We start from the raw sequence: 19,015 nt of genomic DNA on the forward strand, positions 1-19,015 counted from the left end.
TTACTCCTTGCCTACTCTTTGTTGAAAAGGAAACCCAGGATCTGACTTTCCGCGAGCAATTCGGGCCATCGGGGATTCATCCAGTGAATGATGTCGATCGAGGTGATAGCTTCCTCTCGGGGGCGGTTTTCCAACTCTCTGGATCGGTTCAGAAGCTGCGTCAAAACGACCGGCAGTTCCTGGGCCACGAAATAGGCCGCGCGTCCTTGACGGTCACCGGGAGCCCTGTCTCGACCTTCATAGTTTCGACCCTCATAGTCGCGGCCCTCATAAATCCACGCGTTGAGCAGCGTGGCCAGTAACGTAGACGCCAGAGGTGATAGCTGCAGTTCGGGGGGATATGGATTCGCTCTCAGCCCATTTTGAATATCGTCGGCAGTTAACAAAGTTCTCCTCCTTCATCAGGGGTAGTCGTGGGGGTGCGCGAATCATAACTCAACTTCATTGCCGCCGGACATCGTTTTTTGCGATTTTTCATGGTCTTGTATGAGGAGTTTTGAGAGACACTCGTCCGTGAGCAAAGGATTCGCCCGGATTGAGAAACCTTGCCCTGGCCCACTCCGCAAGCGCGGCCATATCGTGGAAAATAGGGCGAGATGGCAGGAATCGTTCTCTCCTTAGAGATATGGCTTTCGTTTCGATGGGACTTTCGTCCATGCAGTATGCAATCTCAGGCCGTACTTCTCTCTGCTGTGAGCGAATGGTAGCTACGTCCTGATACACTTTTCTTTCGGACTCCATCCGGATTCCAGATGTTTTGGTTGACCGTTCTGCCGTTTCGAAGGCGGGGCGGGGAGGTTTCATGCAGCGGTTGCTGACGCTTGTCTTTGTGCTGTGCCTGGCTATACCTGCCGGCATCTCGTTTACCGGTTGTACGCGTAACCCCGCCGGAAATTATTGCAACGGTGAGGGAAATGGACTGAAGCTGACGGATGTCGCTTCCATTGACCTGGAACCGCGCACCACGGGCGTGTCGCTGGCCTTTGGGCAGACGCAGCAACTCGCCACTCCAACGGCCAAGACCTGCAAAGGCAATGCCGCCAGCGTTACCAGCTACACCTGGGGTACGACAAACAACCAGCTCGTGGATATTTCCCCCACAGGGAACATGTGCGCGGGAACATGGAATCGGCGCAGCGGTGGTGGTATTCCCGACTTCACCATCTGCAACAAGCCATCGCCGGTGCCGTCAACCGGAGGGCTGCCTTACCAGAGCGCCTTTGTCACGGCGACGGCATCCGCAGTCACTTCAAACCAGTTGACGATTTACATTCATGCCCAGGTGACTGCTGTCTCCCTTGTGCTGGAAAGTCTCGGCACGACGAATGCCTTTACCGGATGCGTCTCACAGACCCAGACCGCTCAATTGGACTCCCAGGCGTTCTACAGCAACCCAGCCGGTCAGCAGGCGCTTTTGTGCGGACCCCAGCCTACGCCTGGTCAGCCTGCGCTGCCCAGTTGCTCTACCGCAATTGGCAACCTGGCCTACACATCGCAGAACACCACAATCGCCACGATCGATCAGTTCGGTGTGATTACGGCGCAACTGCCTGGAACCACCGCGATCACCGCGTCGGTAGCGGGTTCAGGTTCGTCGGCTGGATATTTCTCCACCTGCCCGCCCAAGTCGATCAGCGTCACCCTGAATAGCTGCGATCCGAACGCCGTCGGCGGTTGCACGGGCAGCGTCACCCAGGGCGTCACACAGAACCTGGTCACGACCGTTGTGGATACGAACAACAATCCCATCACCGGTCTCACGCTGGACTATCAATCGACCAACCCGTTGGATATCAGCGCAAGCTCGACAGGTGCGGTCACAGCCAACTTTGCGGGCGAGGCGGCAATTTACGCAGTCTGCCAGCCGACCACCTGCAACCCGGCTCCAATCAACAAGGTTGGCGTGAATCAGACGGGAACTCCGATCACCAGCAACTCGGTGACCATCACGACCCCGGGACAGGCCAGCTCGTTTGTCTGGTTTGCCAATCCTGATTCGCAATCCTTTACCCCGATCGAACTCATCAGCGGTACCGTGGGCTCGCCGGTGAGAATGCCGTACTTCCCGAACTCGATGGTTCTGGATAGAACGGCAACCAGCCTCTACTTTGGTTCCAGTCACGAACTGATGATTTACAGCGCGACTTCCAATTCGTTGACCAAGGAAGACCCCAACGTTCCCGGTACAGTTCTGGCCGTTTCTCCGGATAACCAGACCGTTCTGATCAACGATCCTATCCGCCAGCTTTTCTACATCTACACCGCAGCTTCCGGTGTGTTCACGACACAAAGCGGTCTCGGTACTGCGGCGCAGTGGACTCCCGATGCGAAGACGTTATACGTCGTGGGTACAACTCCTGCAGGTGCTCCAACCTTGTTCGTCAATAACGTGAACACGGGCTGGACCACGTATCCGCTGAGCACAGAGCAGGCCGCCACTGCCGCGAAGAACCTGGCAATCACCGTTCCCGGAGTGGGAGCCTTCCTGAGCGGAAGTCCGACAGTCGCTCATGCATGGTGCCCCAATGTTTCCTCCAGCGGAACCATCATCCAGGCATATCCCAAGGCAGCCTCCGTTGCAGCCAAGACGGATGCCCTGGCAGCGACGACAGACGGTGAGCATATTCTTGGCGTTGGCCTTGACGGGACGACAGCCACGTTGACCGACGTGAATGTGAATCTCTTCGCCAGCCTCGATGGTGGCGCATGCCCGGCCGCAAACACCGGCATAACCGTGAACACACCGTTCACGCAGACGCCGTTGACCAACGTGCAGGCAACTTCGATCAACCAGATCGTGGCATCGCCGGCTTCAAACCTGGCGTTTGTGACCTATACAGGCAGCGGCACAACGGCTGCCAGCCTGCCGTATTACGTGCCTGCAGCTTCGGGTGCAAAGGGTACCGTTAATTACGTGCCTTTGACGGCCACGGGTACGAGCGTTCCCACGGCTCCTGTCGTAGGTGCCTTCAGCCTCGACGACACACAGTTCTTCGTATCCACTTCGGGAGATAACCTGGTTCATTACATCAATGTCACCGGGGCAACACCGACGGATACGCAGCAAATCAACCCAGGACTTACCTGCGCTGCCGGTAATCCAGATTCCTGCCCGGTCGGACAAGCGCTTCCTGCTACGTTTATCGCCGTCAAGCCGCGCTCGACCACCTAACCAGAACAGAACGAAAGCATTTGCAACAGGCCCGCGCAGGCTCGCATCGCGCGGGCCTGTTGCTTTGTGTGAACAACAAACCGTCGCAGCCTCAACGGCAATTCGGCGAGATAGAATTTAACTATGATCAAGGGCATCTCTTTTCTGCGCCCGGCAAAGACCGCGGCTGATTATGGCAAACTGGCAAACTTTTTCTCAGCACTCGGCTTCACCGCAGGCCATGGCTGGGACGAACCCGCAAGCCGTGGTGCTTCTTTCCTGGCGCCACTGGCCAATCTTGAGTTCGTAGATGGTGCTATGCCTTCAACTGCGGACATCCTGGTGGAAGTGCTTCATCTCGATGCCGTTCGCGAGACAGCTCTGACGTGGCTGCGCAGCCAGGTTGAAGGCGAGGCTGACGCACGCATTACCGCCATCGCGGATACGGATTGGAAGTCGCGAACTTTCACCGTCACGCCGATTGATGGGCATTCGTTCACCTTCTGGGAATGGGCCGATCCGCTCAAGGGCAAGCCTGTGGCTGTTGAAGGCGATCTCTCTGCGGCCGGCATGCGCTTCGCTATCGTCGCCGCACGCTGGAACGCTGTTATTACCGAGCGTCTGCTGGATGGAGCGCTCGATGCGTTGTTGCGCAGCGGTGCCGCTCGCCGCCATATCGAGATCGTGCGTGTGCCCGGTGCGTGGGAAGTTGCAGCGGCGGCGCGTACGATTGCCGATCGAGTTACTCCCAGCCGCGGCCCTGTCGATGCAATCATCACGCTGGGCTGCCTTATTCGCGGCGAAACTGCGCATTACGAGGCCATCTACAACGAAGTCGCGCGCGGAATCGGCCAGTCGCAGCAGGAGACCGGAATTCCTCATTCCTTTGGCGTACTCACCTGCGAGACGTTGGAGCAGGCGTTGAACCGCGCGGGCATCAAGGCGGGCAACAAGGGCTTCGAGGCTGGTGTTGCAGCCATTGAGATGGTTTCGCTGCGTCGCAAGCTTCTTGAGTCCAATTCAATGGATTCAAACGATCGCGAGGACGCATGAGTACCGCGGGTTCCGGAACGCGCCGCAAGTCGCGCGAACTGGCAATGCAGATGCTCTTCCAGGGCGATATAGGCAAGCAGACCCCAGAACAGGTCGGCAAGACTTTCTGGGTCGCCCGGGAGGAGTCCGATGCAGACGTGCGCGGCTTTGCCGAGGATCTTTATCGTGCCGCGACCGTTCGTTCCGACGAGATTGACGAGCTGATCGTGGCACATCTCGTCAACTGGCGGCTGGAGCGGATGCCTGGCGTCGATCGCAACGTTTTGCGGCTTGCCGTGGCTGAAATGCTCGGATTCAAAGGCACGCCTTTTCCAATCATCATCAATGAGGCTCTGGAGATTGCGCGTCGCTACTCCGCTCCGGAGTCGGTCAGTTTTCTGAATGGGGTTCTTGACGCGCTGGCCAAGGATCTGATCAAGCGCATTTAATACAAGCGCATTTGCAAACAGGTAGGAGCTCGCCGTGGCATTCGAACATATTCTTCTCGAAAAGCGAGCGCCCATCGCGGTTGTAACGATCAATCGCCCCAGGGTTTTGAACGCGCTCAACGCCGCCACGCTTTCCGAATTGTCAGAAGCCTTTGAAGATCTGGCCGCAGATACCGCAATCGGTGTCATCCTGCTCACCGGAGCGGGCTCGAAGGCCTTTGTTGCGGGTGCGGACATTCATGAATTAGCTGTGCTGGACGAGGCTTCTGGCCGGGCCTTTGCTGCTCGCGGCCAGGCAATCTTTCGCCGTATCGAGACTCTTGGAAAGCCGGTGATCGCCGTTATTCCTGGCTTTGCATTGGGCGGTGGCTGTGAGCTGGCGATGGCATGCACGCTTCGCCTTGCAAGCGATGCCGCCAGATTCGGGCAGCCTGAGGTAAAGCTTGGCATCATCGCCGGTTTTGGTGGAACGCAGCGGTTGCCTCGGCTGGTTGGCCGAGGGGCTGCACTGAAATTATTGTTGAGCGGCGCCATTATTTCTGCTGAAGAAGCTTTGCGCATCGGGCTCGTGGACGAGGTTGTAGAAGCGGAGCAGTTGATGGCTCGCGCCGAGGTGCTGGCATTGGAGATCGCAGCCAATGCGCCGCTTGCCCTGGCGAAGACACTGGAAGCGGTGGATCGGGGATTAGATCTCTCCCTTGAGAAAGGGTTGGCGCTTGAAGCGGAACTTTTCGGCAATTGCTGCAGCACTGCGGATAAAGCTGAAGGCACAGGTTCCTTTCTCGCGAAACGGCCTGCATCGTGGACTGGAAAATAGCCTGCCGGCGGCGTTATCAGGGAGCGGTTAGGGCTGATATGCTCAGTTTTGTGAGTTCCTACAAGAGATTTGCGATAGGTTGTTTGTGCCTGCTGGTGTCAGCGTCCGTTGGCTGCCATAAGGAAGAACAGGCGGTAACGCAGGTGGCAGCGAATGCGGCTACGGCTGAGCATCGCGCGCAGGCTATTTCCGATCAACGGGATCAACAGAGGGCAGAGCTTGCGCGAGTGGCGCTGCCGACCAAGAGTCGCTATGTCGATGTGCACGAGCCGGGTGCGTGGCTCAATCCTTTTGTGAGTGTGGATAGCAAGATGGTGAATCTGCGTATCACTCTCGCAGATGCGAATCCAAGCACGCTTGGCGAAGGTGGAATGCTGCGTCCAAATGCTGCGCGCAGGCAGGAGATTCAGATTGATCCTGCAAAGCTTACGGAAGCTTTGATTGCGTTGCCCAATAGTGCATGGCCTTATGGCCGAGTGGTGGCTATCGAAGAATCTCCGCTGGCAGATAAGAAGCAGCGGCCTGCGATTCGACGACAGATTGAGGCGGCCATCCAGCAACTCAACGATCTTGGAGTCGTTGTGGATGAGTTTCCCACGCGATAGGCTCTCTCTTTTCCTTGAGCAGAGCCACCTCGGCGCGTAGTTGCTGGTTGGTCACCAATAACTCTCCGACCAGTGCCTGGAGGTTCTTATACCGAGCCTCCAGCATCCCTAATTCTTCCTGCATTGTCTTCTCCAAACAGGCTGATCCTGCGGGGATAGCCGTTGTGTGCTGTGGGGATGGGTAAGGCTTGAGGATGGCCTCAAACCTCACCGATCACCCTGGCTGCCGCGTCGATCGCTTCAGCGATCCTGCGTGTTTGCTCGGGCGATAGAGTGCCCTGGCTTGCGCGGATCTTGAGTGCGAATTTCAAGTTCATGATGGCACGCATGATTTGCGGCGATCTGCCTCGTCCAAAGGCCTGGCCTGCCTGCTCCATGCGTCCGAAGATGGCTTTGAGCGTGGCCTGGTTTGTTTTCAGGTACTCGGTGCCTGATTCGGTAATGGTGAAGAGCTTTTTGGTGCCTTCCATGGAAGAGATGGCGTAGCCTTCTTCTTCGAGGAGGGTGAGGGTGGGGTATACGACGCCGGGGCTGGGTGCGTAGCCGCCGGAGAGGCGTTCTTCAATGGCTTTGATGATTTCGTAGCCGTAGCTGGGCTTTTCGGCGACGAGTTGCAGGATGACGAGGCGTAGTTCTCCCGAGTCGAAGAGGCGCTCGCGGTCCGATCCGAAACCACCGCCAAAGCCGCGTTCCCGGCCTCGCCCCAGAAAGCCTTCGAAGCCAGCGCCGAAACCGCCGTGGCGTCCGTGATGGCGCTCTTCGTGATGGCCGTGGCGACCTTCTCCTCTGCCTTCGTGGCTGTGGGCCTCGGTAAATCGTGCTTCTGCAAATTCTCTCAATCTTTCTTTTCCAAACATATGGATTCTCCTTGTGTTGTAATTCTGATCTTGCGATACATCTCGTGATTGATTCACGATATATCTTAAGATATATCTAAGATTGTCTAACTGATCAAGAAGATTCATGGAAATGTTGGAATTTGTTGCATAATCCGGCGGGAAACTTTATTCCCCATTCGGATGTGGGGTGAAATTGCCGGCTGCAAGCGGGATTTTGGGAAAAGCGAATGGATGACGAATTTTACCGGGGGTGGGGGCTATGTAGATTTTTCTACAGGCCTGCGCGTCGAACTGGATTCTTTGATTGTGCGCGTGGGGAAGGTAATTTTCGGCAAGGTGGGTGAGGCTGCCGGAGGGTATTTTGTAAACCTGAAGACTGTATTTGTAAGCCTGAAGTAGGATGATCGGTAATGCATTCTATTGCCAGGCTACGATCGCTCATTTCGCTTATTCTTGTCGCGATATTCAGTCACATCCTGCTTGCTGAACGTATTCCATCCGAGAGCGGAATCATCTACGGCGTTGCAGCTCGACAGCGGCTCACGATGGACTACTATGCCGGGCAGGGTGCGGGGCCGCATCCGGCGGTGATACTTGTGCATAGCGGCGGCTTTGTCGCTGGCGATAGCAGAAGCAGTAGCGAAATCTACTGTGCTGATTTTCTTGTACCGGCTGGTTATGCGGTCTTCTCTATCAACTATCGCCTGGCTCCTGAATTTTTCTATCCGGCTCCCATTCAAGATGTGGAGAGGGCGATCCGTTTTGTGCGCGCTAACGCTGGGCGCTGGGATGTCGATCCGGCGCGCCTTGCGCTGGTTGGCGGATCGGCTGGCGGCTACATTGGAGCGATGGCTGGACTTGAGCAGGAGCTGGGAAATGAAGCAGCTTCTGACCCGGTGGAGCGCGCAAGTGCGAGGGTTCAGGCTGTGGTTTCGTTGTATGGGCTAACTGGTTTTGAGGACGGCAAACTGAGTAAGAACGAACATCTTTTATTGGACCATCTCATCCGGCAGAAGGGGAAAGCGGCGGCTCTGCGCGAAGCTTCGCCTGCTCATCTTGTCTCGAAAACTTCTCCTCCTTTTCTGCAGATCATCGGAGATAAAGATGAGTATTTTGGATTGAGCAGTGTAACTGGATTCGACGAGAAGTTACGCGCTGCGGGAGTGTCCAGTACTGTCATTGTGATTCCTGGCGGAAGTCATGGAACCTATGATTGGCATCGTCTTCCGAATGTGCCTGACTGGGAGCGAAGGATGACGGAGTGGTTGAATGCGGAGCTCTCCCACTCAGGCCCGATAGGCGAAGGGATACGGAGACGGGAGCCTGTTGCAGAGGCTTCATCTTCGAGATAGGCTCTCTGGGATTGTTGGGCTGAACTGGTTGTTTTTAAATGTCCATCGTTGATGCTGTATTGGGGCTAATTTCTAATCTGAAATCAGCTTATTGGTAGTGCGTTCTCAGTGGCGATATGAGCACAGCGCAACCGGCGCAGTGTATGCGGTGAAACGGCCACTGCATTCACAACATGCTGGGGCTATCAATAGTCGGTAGCACATCCTCAACTCATCGGGCAATTTCTCAGCCAGTTCATCGCCGCGGCCTTTGTATTCTCGGCCTCTGTATCCGGCTTCTATATCTGCGGCTTCTATCAGCAACACCATCTTTCATAAGTATGGATCGGACGTGCGCCAACAATCGCGTCCTGCGCTTTTTGCACTGTAAAGTGCTTTATCGGCGGCGCTGATCAAATCCTTTACAGTCTGGTGATGAAATTCAGTGCAACTCCCCACCCCCACGCTCACGCTGATTTTGCGTACGGTAGGCCCAGGAATTTCGATGCCAAGTATGTGAACCGCTTCCCAAAGCCTTTGCGCCACCACTTCGGCATCTTTCAAATTTGTGCTCGGCAGCACGGCCGCGAACTCGTCTCCTCCATAGCGGCCCAGTATGTCTGTTTTGCGCAGCAAGACTGCCCGCAACGCCTGGGCAACTGACACAAGGCAGCCATCGCCTTCCTGATGGCCCAGCGTGTCATTCAATTGCTTGAACAAATCTATGTCGATCAAAATAAGCGAAAGCGGCGAACCTGAGCGCATACTGTGCTCCCATTCGGAATCAAGCGCTTCATTGAAAGCGCGGCGGTTCGCAATCCCGGTGAGCGCGTCCACATAGGACATCTCCCGCAGACGCATCTGTGCCTGCTCCAGAAATAATTGTGCCCGCTCAAAGCTGCGCTGGAAAAATGTGGCGCGAACCGCAAACAGCAGAAATGCCGTAGTCATTGCAGCAATCCCTATCCGATGAAAACGAGATTCAACAACAATACCGAGCGTCAGCAGGGCGGCCGACGGCATCGCCGGGCTGGCGATGTTGATTAGATCCGCCAGCACACCTACCCTAAAAGGCGCTGCCTCGGAATCTTCGGCCGGGAGCAGAAGATAGATCGTCGGCGCGAGAAGGCTTACCAGGAGGCCAGCCACGTTATACAGGCTCTCTTGCGGATGGAGAGCAACGAGCCGATTAAAGACGAGGCGGATAGGCAACGAAATGACGGCGTTGAGACTAACTGCCCCGAAAAACCATTTTTCATCACGGCCAACCGCGGCGAAGTAATGCAGCAGGTAAGCAGCCGTGACACACAGGCTCTCCAGAAACAGAAGGTGCATGAATGCCATTTCATCAATGGGCGCCACGGGGGCGGAAGTAAAAGGTAACTGGTGCAGCACCACGACATAGAAAAGGTATGCGGCCATCGCTACCAGAGCTAGATCGATCCATATTAAATGCCGGAAATATCGTCTGCCAGCGGGGAGTGAGATAAGCAGTACAGAAGGAATAGCGCTCGAGACCGCGATTACAAACTGACAAGATATAAGGTAGGCAACAGGAACACGTGGAAAGATCGCGCCAGCCCAAAGATCCCATAGCACGTAAACGATATACAGCCCAGAGACAGCGGAAAGCAGAAACCAGTGCGCCTTGAGGTGATCTGACCGCCTCGCGCGCCAAATCTCAATTGCCATCAGGGCGGCTACATTGATCAAGAAAATATAGGCTAAGAGATGCTCTGCCGCTGCATGATTCGAACGGAGAAACAACTGTGTCGAGGCCTCGAACAAAAATATCCCGGCTGCAAGTCCAACGATCCTGCGCGGTCTACCAGCCATCAGGTGCAAATCCATTATTTCCTTCTCTCTTCGTCAACGGACTTCCCGGAACGGTGGGCGAGCTACCGATCAATTAGAGATTTTGATAAATCGATAGAAGAACAATCATAATGAAGAACTCTCACGAAATGATGTAGTTAGCAATAATGAATTATGGGTATGTTCTTCTGTGTTATCCGAAGCCTCATCGCTGTAGTCAGCGAGTAACGATACGATCTTCAAATCTGTGTGTCGTCTGATATCTAAACTGTGATTGTTTTAATGCAAGGCCGCACATTACTCAATGCATTTGCGGCAACGAATTCGGCAACTAATTCATCGCTGAGTGCATTATCGTTGAGTCACTCATGGACGATCAGAACCGGGACATAGGCTTGTTGGTGGTGATTAGGTGCAATTGGGATTGGGCTTTCTCGTTAAACGGTGTTTTGGGAATTTTGGTTTGGGTTGTTTCTTTGTTTTGATAATTCCTCTTTGTGTGACATGAAGGGGAATTGTCATGATGTTCTCTATGTTCAGTTGGTTTGGGTTCAGAGCCTGGATTTTGTTGGAGATGTTTAGCTGGTGAAGCTATGTGGTCTTTAATGGTCCGGCGGCTTTGTACGTGTTGACGAGGATGCCGGATGGCAATGCGTTTGTGTTGACCAGTTCGAAGGAGCGTGGTGGGGTTTGCGCTGCGAAGATGCGTTTTCCTGTGCCTAGCAGGACGGGATAGACGATGAGCAGGACTTCATCGGCTAGTTCGTGTTCGAGTAGCGTGGATGTCAGTGTGGAGCTGCCTGAGAGGATGAGGTCCGGGCCGTGCTGCGACTTGATGCGGCGAATGTCTTCTACGATGTTCGGTCCCACGCTCTCGAATGGGCCCCATTCGAGGCTTTCCGGGTGGTGGGTCGCTACATATTTTGTTGCTGCATTGAGGCGGTCCGCCAGCGGGCTGGATGGCGCTTTGGGCCAGAATCCTGACCAGATGTTGTAGGTGTGGCGGCCGAGCAGGAGATCGAAGCTTCCGCCGTATGCGGCGAGGACTGCTTCTCTGCCAGCGAGGGTTCGATAGGGCGCAGTCCAGTCGCTGTAGGGGAAATTGTCGTCATCGGCGGAGTGCTGGATTACACCGTCCAGCGAGATGTGTTCCATGATTCTGAGCTTTCTCATTTGAGCCTCTTTGTCTGGGTTTCGTTCTCCTGGCGTAGCGGGTCTATGTTACGGCTTTGGGGTTGTTGTTGGTTGTGATTTTTTGGGGGGGAATGAGATTCCCTTCGGGAATGACGGATAGAACGGTAAGGGCAAGTGCAAATGCAACAGCAACGGCAAGTGCAACGGCAAATGCTAACAGCAGATTCCCTGCGGGAATGACAGACAGAAAGGCAACAGCAACAGCAACGGCAACGGCAAGGGCAAGTACAAGTGCAACGGCAGGGTGAGGGCGGTTTGGGTGGTGGGGGTATGTTTGATTCTCCCATCCTGCTGTTGGTGGTCAGGATGGGAGTTTGGGTGGTGTTATTCGGCGTTGTCGATTTGGGCGCGTTGCAGGGTGTCGCTGTAGTCGAAGTAGACGGCTTTCCAGATGGTGTAGAAGTCGATTGCGCCGTTGCCTTCGCGGTGACCGTTGCCGGTTTGTTTTACGCCGCCGAAGGGTAGGTGGACTTCGGCGCCGATGGTGGGGGCGTTGATGTAGGTGATGCCTGCTTCGAGGTCGCGCATTGCGGTGAAGGCGCGATTTACATCCCTGGAGTAGAGGGATGTTGAAAGGCCGTAGTCGATGCTGTTGGCTATCTCGATGGCTTCTTCGAAGGTGTTGAATTCTATGAGGGCGACTACGGGGCCGAAGACTTCTTCGCGGGCGATGCGCATGGAGGGTGTGACCGATCCGATGACGGTGGGGGCGAAGAAGGTTCCGTTGGCGTAGGGGGCTTCGGTGAGGGCTTTGCCGCCGGTGAGGATCTTTGCGCCTTCGGCTTCGGCGATGGCTACGTATTTGGTGGATGTTGCGATCTGGTCGGAGTTGACCTGGGGGCCTACTTCGATGCCTTCTTCGAGGCCGTTGCCGACTTTGAGAGCGGCTGCGCGGGCTACGAGTTTCTGCGTGAATTCGGCGGCGATGGACTTGTGCAGGAGGATGCGGCTGGTGGCTGTGCAGCGCTGGCCGGTGGTGCCGAATGCTCCCCAGAGCGCGCCTTCGAGGGCTAGTTCGAGGTTGGCGTCGTCCATGACGATCATGGCGTTTTTGCCGCCCATTTCCAATGAGACTGGCTTGAAGTTGGCGGAGGCGCGCTGGCCGATGATGGAGCCTACGGCGCTTGATCCGGTGAAGCTGATGGCGCGGACGTCGGGGTGCTCGACGAGCGGTGCTCCGGCCTCGGGACCGAAGCCGCTGACGATGTTGATTACCCCTGCGGGGACGCCTGCGTCGATGAGGGTCTGGACGAGGTTGTAGGTGGAGAGTGGTGTGTCCTCGGCGGGCTTGATGACGCAGGTGTTGCCGGAGACGAGGGCGGGGAAGAGCTTCCACGAGGGGATGGCCATGGGGAAGTTCCAGGGGGCGATCATGCCGACGACGCCGACGGGCATGCGGACGGACATGGCGAATTTGTTGGCGAGTTCGGAGGGCGTGGTCTGGCCGAAGAGGCGTCGGCCTTCGCCGGCGACGTAGTAGGCTTCGTCGATTGCTTCCTGGACGTCGCCACGGGTTTCGGCGAGGACTTTGCCCATTTCGCGGGTCATTTCGCGGGCGAATTGTTCTTTGCGTTCGGCGAGGAGCTGGCCTGCGCGATAGAGGATTTCGGCGCGCTTGGGAGCGGGGACGAGGCGCCAGGTGGCGAAGGCTTTTTTGGCGGCGGCTACGGCGAGGGCGACGTCTTCGGCATTCGATGAAGGGAAGGTGCCCAGGATGTCGGAGTGATCGGCGGGGTTGATGTTCTGGAAGGTCTTACCGCTTACGGAGGGCAGCCATTGGCCGCCGATGAGGTTTTGATATTGCTTGTGTGCCACGGGTGCCTCGCTTTGTTTTCTGAAAAGGCTATTGATAGGCCACATGCGCAGGCAGGGGCCGACCTTTCAGCTTATCGCATAAAGCTTTGTCCATTTATGGACGGGCGTTTTCAATTATGGACAGATGTCGTGGATTCGCGGATGTTTGGGGCGGTGCATTTGCTTGAGAATGTGGAAGTTGCCCGATAAACTGATTGGCAGGTGACGTGCCGTTTGGTGGCAGGGCATTCAGTTTCAGGAGGATTTCAATGCAGACCCTGTTCTACGATTTGAGCTATGCTTTGCGGCAGTTACGGAAGACACCGGGGCTGGCGCTGCTGGCTATTTTGACCCTGGCCCTGGGAGTCGGGGCGAACACGGCGATCTTCACGGTGATTGAAAATGTTCTGCTGCGGCCGTTGCCTTATGCGAATTCAGATCGCCTGCTTTATATCGGGCCTGGGGACAAGACGGGTTTCGCGACTACTTCGTGGTTGAACTACCGCGATATTCGCAATCAGTCGCAGCAGCTTGAGGCGGTGGCGGGCTACTCCGAGGATATTGGGGTGGTTGAAGGGCATGACAGCTCGCAGAGCGTGGTTGCGCCGCGTATCACTACGAATCTGATTGCCATGCTTGGCGCAAAGCCTTTGCTGGGGCGCTCTTTTACCGAGGCTGAGGGACAGGCTGGCGGTCCGCAGGTGGTGATGCTTTCCGAGGGGATCTGGCGGCAGGTTTTTCACGCCGACTCGGGCATCGTTGGGACGGCGATCAAGGTCAGCGGCAAGTCCTACACCGTTATTGGAGTCATGCCGGATTCGTTTCGCTTTCCTGAGCAGGTGGGGCCGGAGATGAGCAAAGGTGTATGGCTGCCGGTGCAGCCCACGGCGGAGATGCTGAAGGATCGGGGCTATCACTTTTTCAATGTCGTGGGTGAGCTGCGTCCGGGGATCAGCACGGCCCAGGAGCAGGGTGAGCTGGATTCGATTGCGGCGCATATTGCGAAGACCGATTCTGGAAATTCTTATGCGTTTCGCGCAACGCTATATCAGGAGGTGTTGACGGGGTCGATGAAGCCTGTGCTCTATGCGTTGTTTGCCGCGCTGGCGCTGGTGCTGTTGATTGCCTGTGCCAATGTGTCGAATCTACTGATTGCGCGGTGCCTGGGGCGTCAGCAGGAGTTTGCGGTGCGGGCGGCTCTGGGGGCCGGGCGGGTGCGGTTGATCCGGCAGTTGCTTTCCGAGGGAATTGTATTGAGCCTCTTCGGCTGCTTTGCCGGAGTCATGCTTGCTCAACTGGCTATGATGCTGGTGCATAAGCTGCCGGAGGGAACGATTCCGCGCGCGGAGTCGATCGGCATTCATTGGACGGTGGTGCTGGTGCTGGCGGCGATCGCGATTCTTACGACTTTGCTGTCTTCGCTGCTGCCTGCATTGCTGGTGGCGCGCTCCAATCCGCAGGCGGCATTGCAGGCTGCTTCACGGGGTATTGGTTCACGCACGGTTAGCGGGAAGTTGAGCGGATGGCTGGTGATGGGCGAGGTTGCCCTTTCGGCGCTGCTGCTTGTTGGAACGGGTTTGCTCTTTCACACGCTATGGAATCTTCAACAGTCGCGGCTTGGTTTCGAGGCGGCGCACATTACGGCTTTCAGCGTTATGCCGGAAAATTCCGCGGGTTTTTCCGGGATGACGGTTTCGGAGGATACGGGAAACGCGCCGCCCTCGGTGGCTACGTTGACGTATCGGCCTGTGCTGGAAGCTGTGCGGAGCGTTCCTGGTGTGGAGAGTGCGGCGCTGGTCACGAGTCCGCCTCTTTCGGGCATGGATATCAATACAAGTTTTGAGGTGGTCGGCGAGGCAAAGGATAAGGCAGATAAAAAAGATGGACGCATCTCTGCTGTCAGCGGCGATTATGCGCGCACGATGGGTACGCCGGTTCTGCGAGGCCGGATGATAGACGACAGCGATGTGGCGACTTCTCCTTTTGTCGTGGTGATCAACGACACGCTTGCAAAGAAGTATTTTGCGGGTAAGGATCCGCTGCAAAAGCAGATCGACCTGGGCGGCAAGAATACGGGGATGATCCGGCCGTACACGGTGGTCGGCGTGCTTGCAGACCAGGTGGATACCAGCGTTGGAGGTGATATTCAACCTTTCATCCTGGTGCCGCAGCAGCAGATTCCAACCACGTCACTCTTTTACCAGGCGCTGTTAGAAACGAAGGTAAATTTTGTAGTGAAGACGCGGGGCCAGATACCGGTTGCGGCGGATATGCGTTCGGTTTTCCATCGGGACGCTCCGGGGTTTGCGGTGGATGGATTTCAGACGATGCAGGAGGCGGTGGAGGGTAACACGTTCAGTCAGCGGCTGGGGCTGTACCTGGTGGGTTCCTTCGCGGGGCTGGCGGTGGCCATGGTGATTGCCGGGTTGTATGGGGTGCTGTCTCAACTGGTGAGTTATCGACGGCGCGAAATCGGGGTTCGCATGGCATTGGGTGCGACGCGGGGAAGTGTAGCTCAGCTTATTCTTCGGCAGGGTTTGATCCTGATTGGGGCGGGACTTGGCATTGGTCTTTTGCTGGCGTTTGCAACGGCGCGCCTGGTAAAGGGATTTTTGTACCAAGTGCAGCCATTGGATGCATGGACTTATGCGGCGGTGGTTCTGACGCTCTGTGTGATTGGAGTATTTGCGTCGCTGCTACCGGCGCGCAGAGCTGCTTCGATTGAGCCTATGGAGGCTCTGCGCATGGAATAGCGTGCGATGAGAAAAAGTGATATCACCACATTCCAAGATGGGTTTTTCGCAGCCCGCACTAGCGGCCTGATGGCCTTACAATTAGGCGTAGAGAGTTTATCCAAGAATGTCATCTAACGGTTATCCATCGCGTACATCGCGTTCGCACGGTTTTCGCTCGCTGTTCAGCATGTTTTCGAGTGATCTGGCGATCGATCTTGGCACAGCTAACACCCTCGTTTTTGCGGCGGGTAAAGGAATCGTGGTCAATGAGCCATCGATTGTCGCCATTAACAAAAATACCGGCGAAGTAGAAGCCGTGGGCAAAGAGGCCAAGGACATGCTCGGCAGGACGCCGGGCAATATCGTGGCTATCAAACCGATGAAAGACGGCGTCATCGCGGACTTCAAAGTCACCGAGAAGATGCTGAATTACTTCATCCAGAAGGCGCACAACCGCAAGATGCTGGTGCATCCGCGAATTGTGATCGGTGTGCCTTCAGAGATTACGCAGGTGGAAAAGCGTGCGGTTGAGGATTCGGCGTACCGCGCCAAGGCCAGCGAAGTCTACCTGGTAGAGCAGGCGATGGTTGCGGCAATCGGTGCGGGATTGCCGATTACCGAGGCTTACGGCAACATGGTGGTCGATATCGGCGGCGGAACCAGTGATATCGCGGTGATTTCGCTTTCGGGCATTGTGTATTCGCGGTCGGTTCGCATGGCCGGGAACCAGATGGACGAGGCGATCACCAACTATCTGAAACGCAAGTACAACCTGCTGATCGGTGAGCGTACGGCGGAGCAGATCAAGATCGAACTGGGGTCGGCTTATGTGCTGGACAAGCCGCTGACGATGGAGATCAAGGGGCGCAACCTGATTGAGGGCGTGCCTAAGACGATCACCATCAACGACAGCGAGATTCGCGAGTCGCTGGCGGAGTGCATTGCGGTGATTATCAATGCGATTCGCGTGGCACTGGAGCGGACGCCACCGGAGCTTTCCGCGGATATTTCAGATCGCGGTATTGTGCTGACGGGCGGCGGTGCGTTGATCAAGAATCTCGACAAGCGCATTCGCGAAGAAACGGGCTTGCCGGTTTCGGTAGCGGATGATCCGCTGGCGTCTGTGGTGCTGGGGACGGGGAAGATGTTGTCCGATTTCCGCCTGCTGCGCAAGATCAAGATCGACTAATCCTGACTGGCTGGGCGGGTGAACGGGCTGTGGCCGGTTCACCCGTTAGCCTGAACGAGCGTGGCCTTATTGAGATAGCCCGTATTCAGATTGATTCGGGTGCTCGATGAGTTTATTTGCTTTTGAAGGCAATCGCTGTAAATCGTGATCTTCTGTTATGCAATTGAGGACAGTTTGTCCTTGGTTCAATCCTCCATTCTTGAGTCATCATGGAATCCTTTTTCAGCCGCTATCGCAACCTGATCGTGCTGCTGGCGGCTCTTCTGCTGCAGGTGATCGGGCTGGCGGTGCAGGTGCGCAAACCTGCTCCGATTGCGGGCAGTGCAATGGCGGCGAATTCGCATGAGAATCGCGATGGGAGCGGTGTGCGCCTGATCCGGCTTTGGGCGTCGGGATTGGTGACTCCGTTTGAGCGGGCGATTCATGGGACGAGCTCGGGCGCGAGTGGGCTTTGGGGAAACTATCTCGACCTGCGCCATACGCGTGAAGAGAATAAACAGTTGCAGGAGACGATCGACCGGCTACGGCTGGAGCAGGCTTCGCTGATCGAGGATGCGCGGCAGGGACAGCGGCTACAGGGATTGCTTGGTTTTAGCCAAAGCTATATTTATCAGACGGTTCCGGCGCAGGTGATTGGGACGAGCGGCAGCCTTGTGTCGCGCGTGATTGTGCTGGATAAGGGCTCGCTGGATGGGCTGAAGCCGGATATGGCGGTGATTACTCCGGATGGGATTGTGGGCAAGGTGCGCGATGTGTTTCAACACTCGGCGCAGGTGCTGTTGATCAACGATCAGACCAGCGGGGCTGGGGTGATTCTGGAGACGACGCGTATTCGGGGAATTCTGCGTGGGAATGCGGCGGGGCAGCCTCAGGTGGTTAATATTCTTGCCGATCAGAGGATTCAGCCGGGCGAGAAGGTGCTGACGGCGGGTGGGGATCAGATTTTTCCGCGCGGTCTTCCGGTGGGCGTAGTGGAGCGAGTGGCGCGCGATCCGGACCGGGGATCATTTATCAATGTGATTATCAAGTCGTCGGCAAATTTGCAGCACCTGGATGAGGTGCTGGTGATTACGGCGCTGGATGCGCACCTGTCTCCGCAGCAGATGGCGGATTTGAAGACCAGCGAAGAGTTGAAGGGTGCGGAAGCGGCGGCGGATGCGGAGAGGAAAAAGGCTGCGCTGGAGATGTCGGAGCGGTTGCCGAGTTTGACTGATCCCAATGCTCCGGTTGATCCGAATGCTGCGAAGCAGGGGGCGAATGGGCAGCCGGATTCGGGTGTTCCTGTGCCTCCGCCAACGCCGAAACCACTGCCTGCTGCGCATGCGGATCGATTTTCGCCGGGGTCTACCGGTGCTGGAGCGCCTGCAACGGGAAGCGGCGATGCTGCGGATGGGGATGAGACGTTGACGAAGCCGGTTACGTCTAAGCCTGTTACGACCAAGCCTGCGACTTCTAAACCTGTCACGCCGAAGCCTGTTACACCGAAGCCGGGAACGCAGGGAGGGGATCAGTAGCGATGCAGGTTCTGACACCCGATTACCGACGCGATCTGGAGACTCGCAGTTATCCCATCTATATTTATGTGCTGGTGCCGCTTGCTGCGCTGGTATTGCAGGCGTGGCTGCCGCGGGTACTTCGGAATTATTCGTACTTCGATTTGCCGTTACTGGTGACGATCTACTTTGCGTTGAACAGGCGTAGTCCGATTCATGGATCGTTGCTTGGGGCTGTGCTGGGTATGGCGCAGGATGGGCTGACGCAGGGAGCTATCGGTATTCATGGGATTGCGAATACGATCTGCGGATTTCTTGCTGCTTCGATAGGGGTTCGCATTGTGGTGGAAAACAATGCGATCCGGATGGTGTTGAATTTTTTGCTGGCATTACTTTCCAGCGCGGTGGTGGTCTTTATTACCAGGGTGCTGCTGGGATTGGGTTTGGAGTGGAACTGGCTGGACCAGGTTCTGAAGGCTGTGGGCAATGCGGTGATTGGGCTGGCGGTGTTTCCGTTGCTGGATCGTACGCAGGCCAGGGATTAGGCGACGCAGTGAATCTGGTGTGAGTC

The 19,015-nt window shown here is 56.2% G+C and carries 16 protein-coding genes; 11 read left to right on the forward strand and 5 right to left on the reverse strand.

Annotation, left to right across the window (positions count from 1 at the left end; genetic code table 11):
* Positions 1 to 11: 11 nt before the first annotated feature.
* Complete coding sequence (locus OHL19_RS06670) at positions 12 to 386, reverse strand: hypothetical protein (protein WP_263356865.1); 375 nt, start codon at positions 384 to 386, stop codon at positions 12 to 14.
* A gap of 416 nt (positions 387 to 802) precedes the next feature.
* Between OHL19_RS06670 and OHL19_RS06675 the strand changes: the two genes are divergently transcribed.
* From OHL19_RS06675 to OHL19_RS06695, 5 genes are all read left to right on the forward strand, one after another.
* On the forward strand, positions 803 to 3,172 hold the full coding sequence (locus tag OHL19_RS06675) for a hypothetical protein (RefSeq protein WP_263356866.1): 2,370 nt from the start codon (positions 803 to 805) through the stop codon (positions 3,170 to 3,172).
* A gap of 123 nt (positions 3,173 to 3,295) precedes the next feature.
* Positions 3,296 to 4,204: a 6,7-dimethyl-8-ribityllumazine synthase gene (ribH, locus tag OHL19_RS06680; RefSeq protein WP_263356867.1), complete on the forward strand. Its 909-nt coding sequence runs from the start codon at positions 3,296 to 3,298 to the stop codon at positions 4,202 to 4,204.
* Positions 4,201 to 4,632, forward strand: a complete 432-nt coding sequence (nusB, locus tag OHL19_RS06685; protein WP_263356868.1) for a transcription antitermination factor NusB — start codon at positions 4,201 to 4,203, stop codon at positions 4,630 to 4,632. Before ribH ends, nusB begins: the two co-directional genes overlap by 4 nt.
* Before the next feature lie 34 nt (positions 4,633 to 4,666).
* The gene (locus tag OHL19_RS06690; RefSeq protein ID WP_263356869.1) at positions 4,667 to 5,449 is read left to right on the forward strand and encodes an enoyl-CoA hydratase-related protein; all 783 of its coding nucleotides are present in this window, start codon (positions 4,667 to 4,669) and stop codon (positions 5,447 to 5,449) included.
* Between the two features lie 95 nt (positions 5,450 to 5,544).
* Positions 5,545 to 6,054 (forward strand): hypothetical protein, encoded by a 510-nt coding sequence (locus tag OHL19_RS06695; RefSeq protein ID WP_263356870.1) that lies wholly within the window; start codon positions 5,545 to 5,547, stop codon positions 6,052 to 6,054.
* 200 nt (positions 6,055 to 6,254) lie between these two features.
* Here the strand turns inward: OHL19_RS06695 and OHL19_RS06700 are convergent, their stop codons facing one another.
* Positions 6,255 to 6,911: a PadR family transcriptional regulator gene (locus OHL19_RS06700; RefSeq protein WP_263356871.1), complete on the reverse strand. Its 657-nt coding sequence runs from the start codon at positions 6,909 to 6,911 to the stop codon at positions 6,255 to 6,257.
* Positions 6,912 to 7,124: 213 nt separating this feature from the next.
* Between OHL19_RS06700 and OHL19_RS06705 the strand changes: the two genes are divergently transcribed.
* Together OHL19_RS06705 and OHL19_RS06710 are read left to right on the forward strand one after the other, a co-directional pair.
* Positions 7,125 to 7,292, forward strand: a complete 168-nt coding sequence (locus OHL19_RS06705; RefSeq protein ID WP_263356872.1) for a hypothetical protein — start codon at positions 7,125 to 7,127, stop codon at positions 7,290 to 7,292.
* Between the two features lie 11 nt (positions 7,293 to 7,303).
* Positions 7,304 to 8,245 (forward strand): alpha/beta hydrolase, encoded by a 942-nt coding sequence (locus tag OHL19_RS06710; RefSeq protein WP_263356873.1) that lies wholly within the window; start codon positions 7,304 to 7,306, stop codon positions 8,243 to 8,245.
* A gap of 312 nt (positions 8,246 to 8,557) precedes the next feature.
* Here OHL19_RS06710 and OHL19_RS06715 read toward each other — a convergent pair whose 3' ends face one another.
* The 3 genes from OHL19_RS06715 to OHL19_RS06725 form a co-directional block, all read right to left on the reverse strand.
* Positions 8,558 to 10,075, reverse strand: coding sequence for a GGDEF domain-containing protein (locus OHL19_RS06715; protein WP_263356874.1), 1,518 nt, complete (start codon positions 10,073 to 10,075; stop codon positions 8,558 to 8,560).
* Between the two features lie 555 nt (positions 10,076 to 10,630).
* The gene (locus tag OHL19_RS06720) at positions 10,631 to 11,212 is read right to left on the reverse strand and encodes a dihydrofolate reductase family protein (protein WP_263356875.1); all 582 of its coding nucleotides are present in this window, start codon (positions 11,210 to 11,212) and stop codon (positions 10,631 to 10,633) included.
* A 345-nt stretch (positions 11,213 to 11,557) separates the two neighbouring features.
* Positions 11,558 to 13,048, reverse strand: a complete 1,491-nt coding sequence (locus OHL19_RS06725) for an aldehyde dehydrogenase family protein (RefSeq protein ID WP_263356876.1) — start codon at positions 13,046 to 13,048, stop codon at positions 11,558 to 11,560.
* A gap of 248 nt (positions 13,049 to 13,296) precedes the next feature.
* Between OHL19_RS06725 and OHL19_RS06730 the strand changes: the two genes are divergently transcribed.
* The 4 genes from OHL19_RS06730 to mreD all read left to right on the forward strand — a co-directional run bounded on the left by OHL19_RS06730 (position 13,297) and on the right by mreD (position 18,989).
* On the forward strand, positions 13,297 to 15,780 hold the full coding sequence (locus OHL19_RS06730; protein ID WP_263356877.1) for an ABC transporter permease: 2,484 nt from the start codon (positions 13,297 to 13,299) through the stop codon (positions 15,778 to 15,780).
* Positions 15,781 to 15,886: 106 nt separating this feature from the next.
* Positions 15,887 to 16,951 (forward strand): rod shape-determining protein, encoded by a 1,065-nt coding sequence (locus OHL19_RS06735; RefSeq protein WP_317890546.1) that lies wholly within the window; start codon positions 15,887 to 15,889, stop codon positions 16,949 to 16,951.
* Between the two features lie 209 nt (positions 16,952 to 17,160).
* Positions 17,161 to 18,465 (forward strand): rod shape-determining protein MreC, encoded by a 1,305-nt coding sequence (mreC, locus tag OHL19_RS06740; protein WP_263356878.1) that lies wholly within the window; start codon positions 17,161 to 17,163, stop codon positions 18,463 to 18,465.
* A gap of 2 nt (positions 18,466 to 18,467) precedes the next feature.
* Positions 18,468 to 18,989, forward strand: coding sequence for a rod shape-determining protein MreD (gene mreD, locus OHL19_RS06745; protein ID WP_263356879.1), 522 nt, complete (start codon positions 18,468 to 18,470; stop codon positions 18,987 to 18,989).
* Positions 18,990 to 19,015: the final 26 nt, after the last annotated feature.

This window comes from Acidicapsa ligni (assembly GCF_025685655.1).
Lineage (GTDB): Bacteria > Acidobacteriota > Terriglobia > Terriglobales > Acidobacteriaceae > Acidicapsa > Acidicapsa ligni.

What these genes read in the sequence shown, in the direction of transcription:
- OHL19_RS06735 (WP_317890546.1), top strand. Translation starts at nt 15,887, where the DNA reads ATGTCATCTAACGGTTATCCATCGCGTACATCGCGTTCGCACGGTTTT.
- OHL19_RS06710 (WP_263356873.1), top strand. Translation starts at nt 7,304, where the DNA reads ATGCATTCTATTGCCAGGCTACGATCGCTCATTTCGCTTATTCTTGTC.
- ribH (WP_263356867.1), top strand. Translation starts at nt 3,296, where the DNA reads ATGATCAAGGGCATCTCTTTTCTGCGCCCGGCAAAGACCGCGGCTGAT.
- mreC (WP_263356878.1), top strand. Translation starts at nt 17,161, where the DNA reads ATGGAATCCTTTTTCAGCCGCTATCGCAACCTGATCGTGCTGCTGGCG.
- OHL19_RS06720 (WP_263356875.1), bottom strand. Translation starts at nt 11,212, where the DNA reads ATGAGAAAGCTCAGAATCATGGAACACATCTCGCTGGACGGTGTAATC.
- OHL19_RS06700 (WP_263356871.1), bottom strand. Translation starts at nt 6,911, where the DNA reads ATGTTTGGAAAAGAAAGATTGAGAGAATTTGCAGAAGCACGATTTACC.
- nusB (WP_263356868.1), top strand. Translation starts at nt 4,201, where the DNA reads ATGAGTACCGCGGGTTCCGGAACGCGCCGCAAGTCGCGCGAACTGGCA.
- OHL19_RS06675 (WP_263356866.1), top strand. Translation starts at nt 803, where the DNA reads ATGCAGCGGTTGCTGACGCTTGTCTTTGTGCTGTGCCTGGCTATACCT.
- OHL19_RS06730 (WP_263356877.1), top strand. Translation starts at nt 13,297, where the DNA reads ATGCAGACCCTGTTCTACGATTTGAGCTATGCTTTGCGGCAGTTACGG.
- mreD (WP_263356879.1), top strand. Translation starts at nt 18,468, where the DNA reads ATGCAGGTTCTGACACCCGATTACCGACGCGATCTGGAGACTCGCAGT.
- OHL19_RS06705 (WP_263356872.1), top strand. Translation starts at nt 7,125, where the DNA reads ATGACGAATTTTACCGGGGGTGGGGGCTATGTAGATTTTTCTACAGGC.
- OHL19_RS06715 (WP_263356874.1), bottom strand. Translation starts at nt 10,075, where the DNA reads ATGGATTTGCACCTGATGGCTGGTAGACCGCGCAGGATCGTTGGACTT.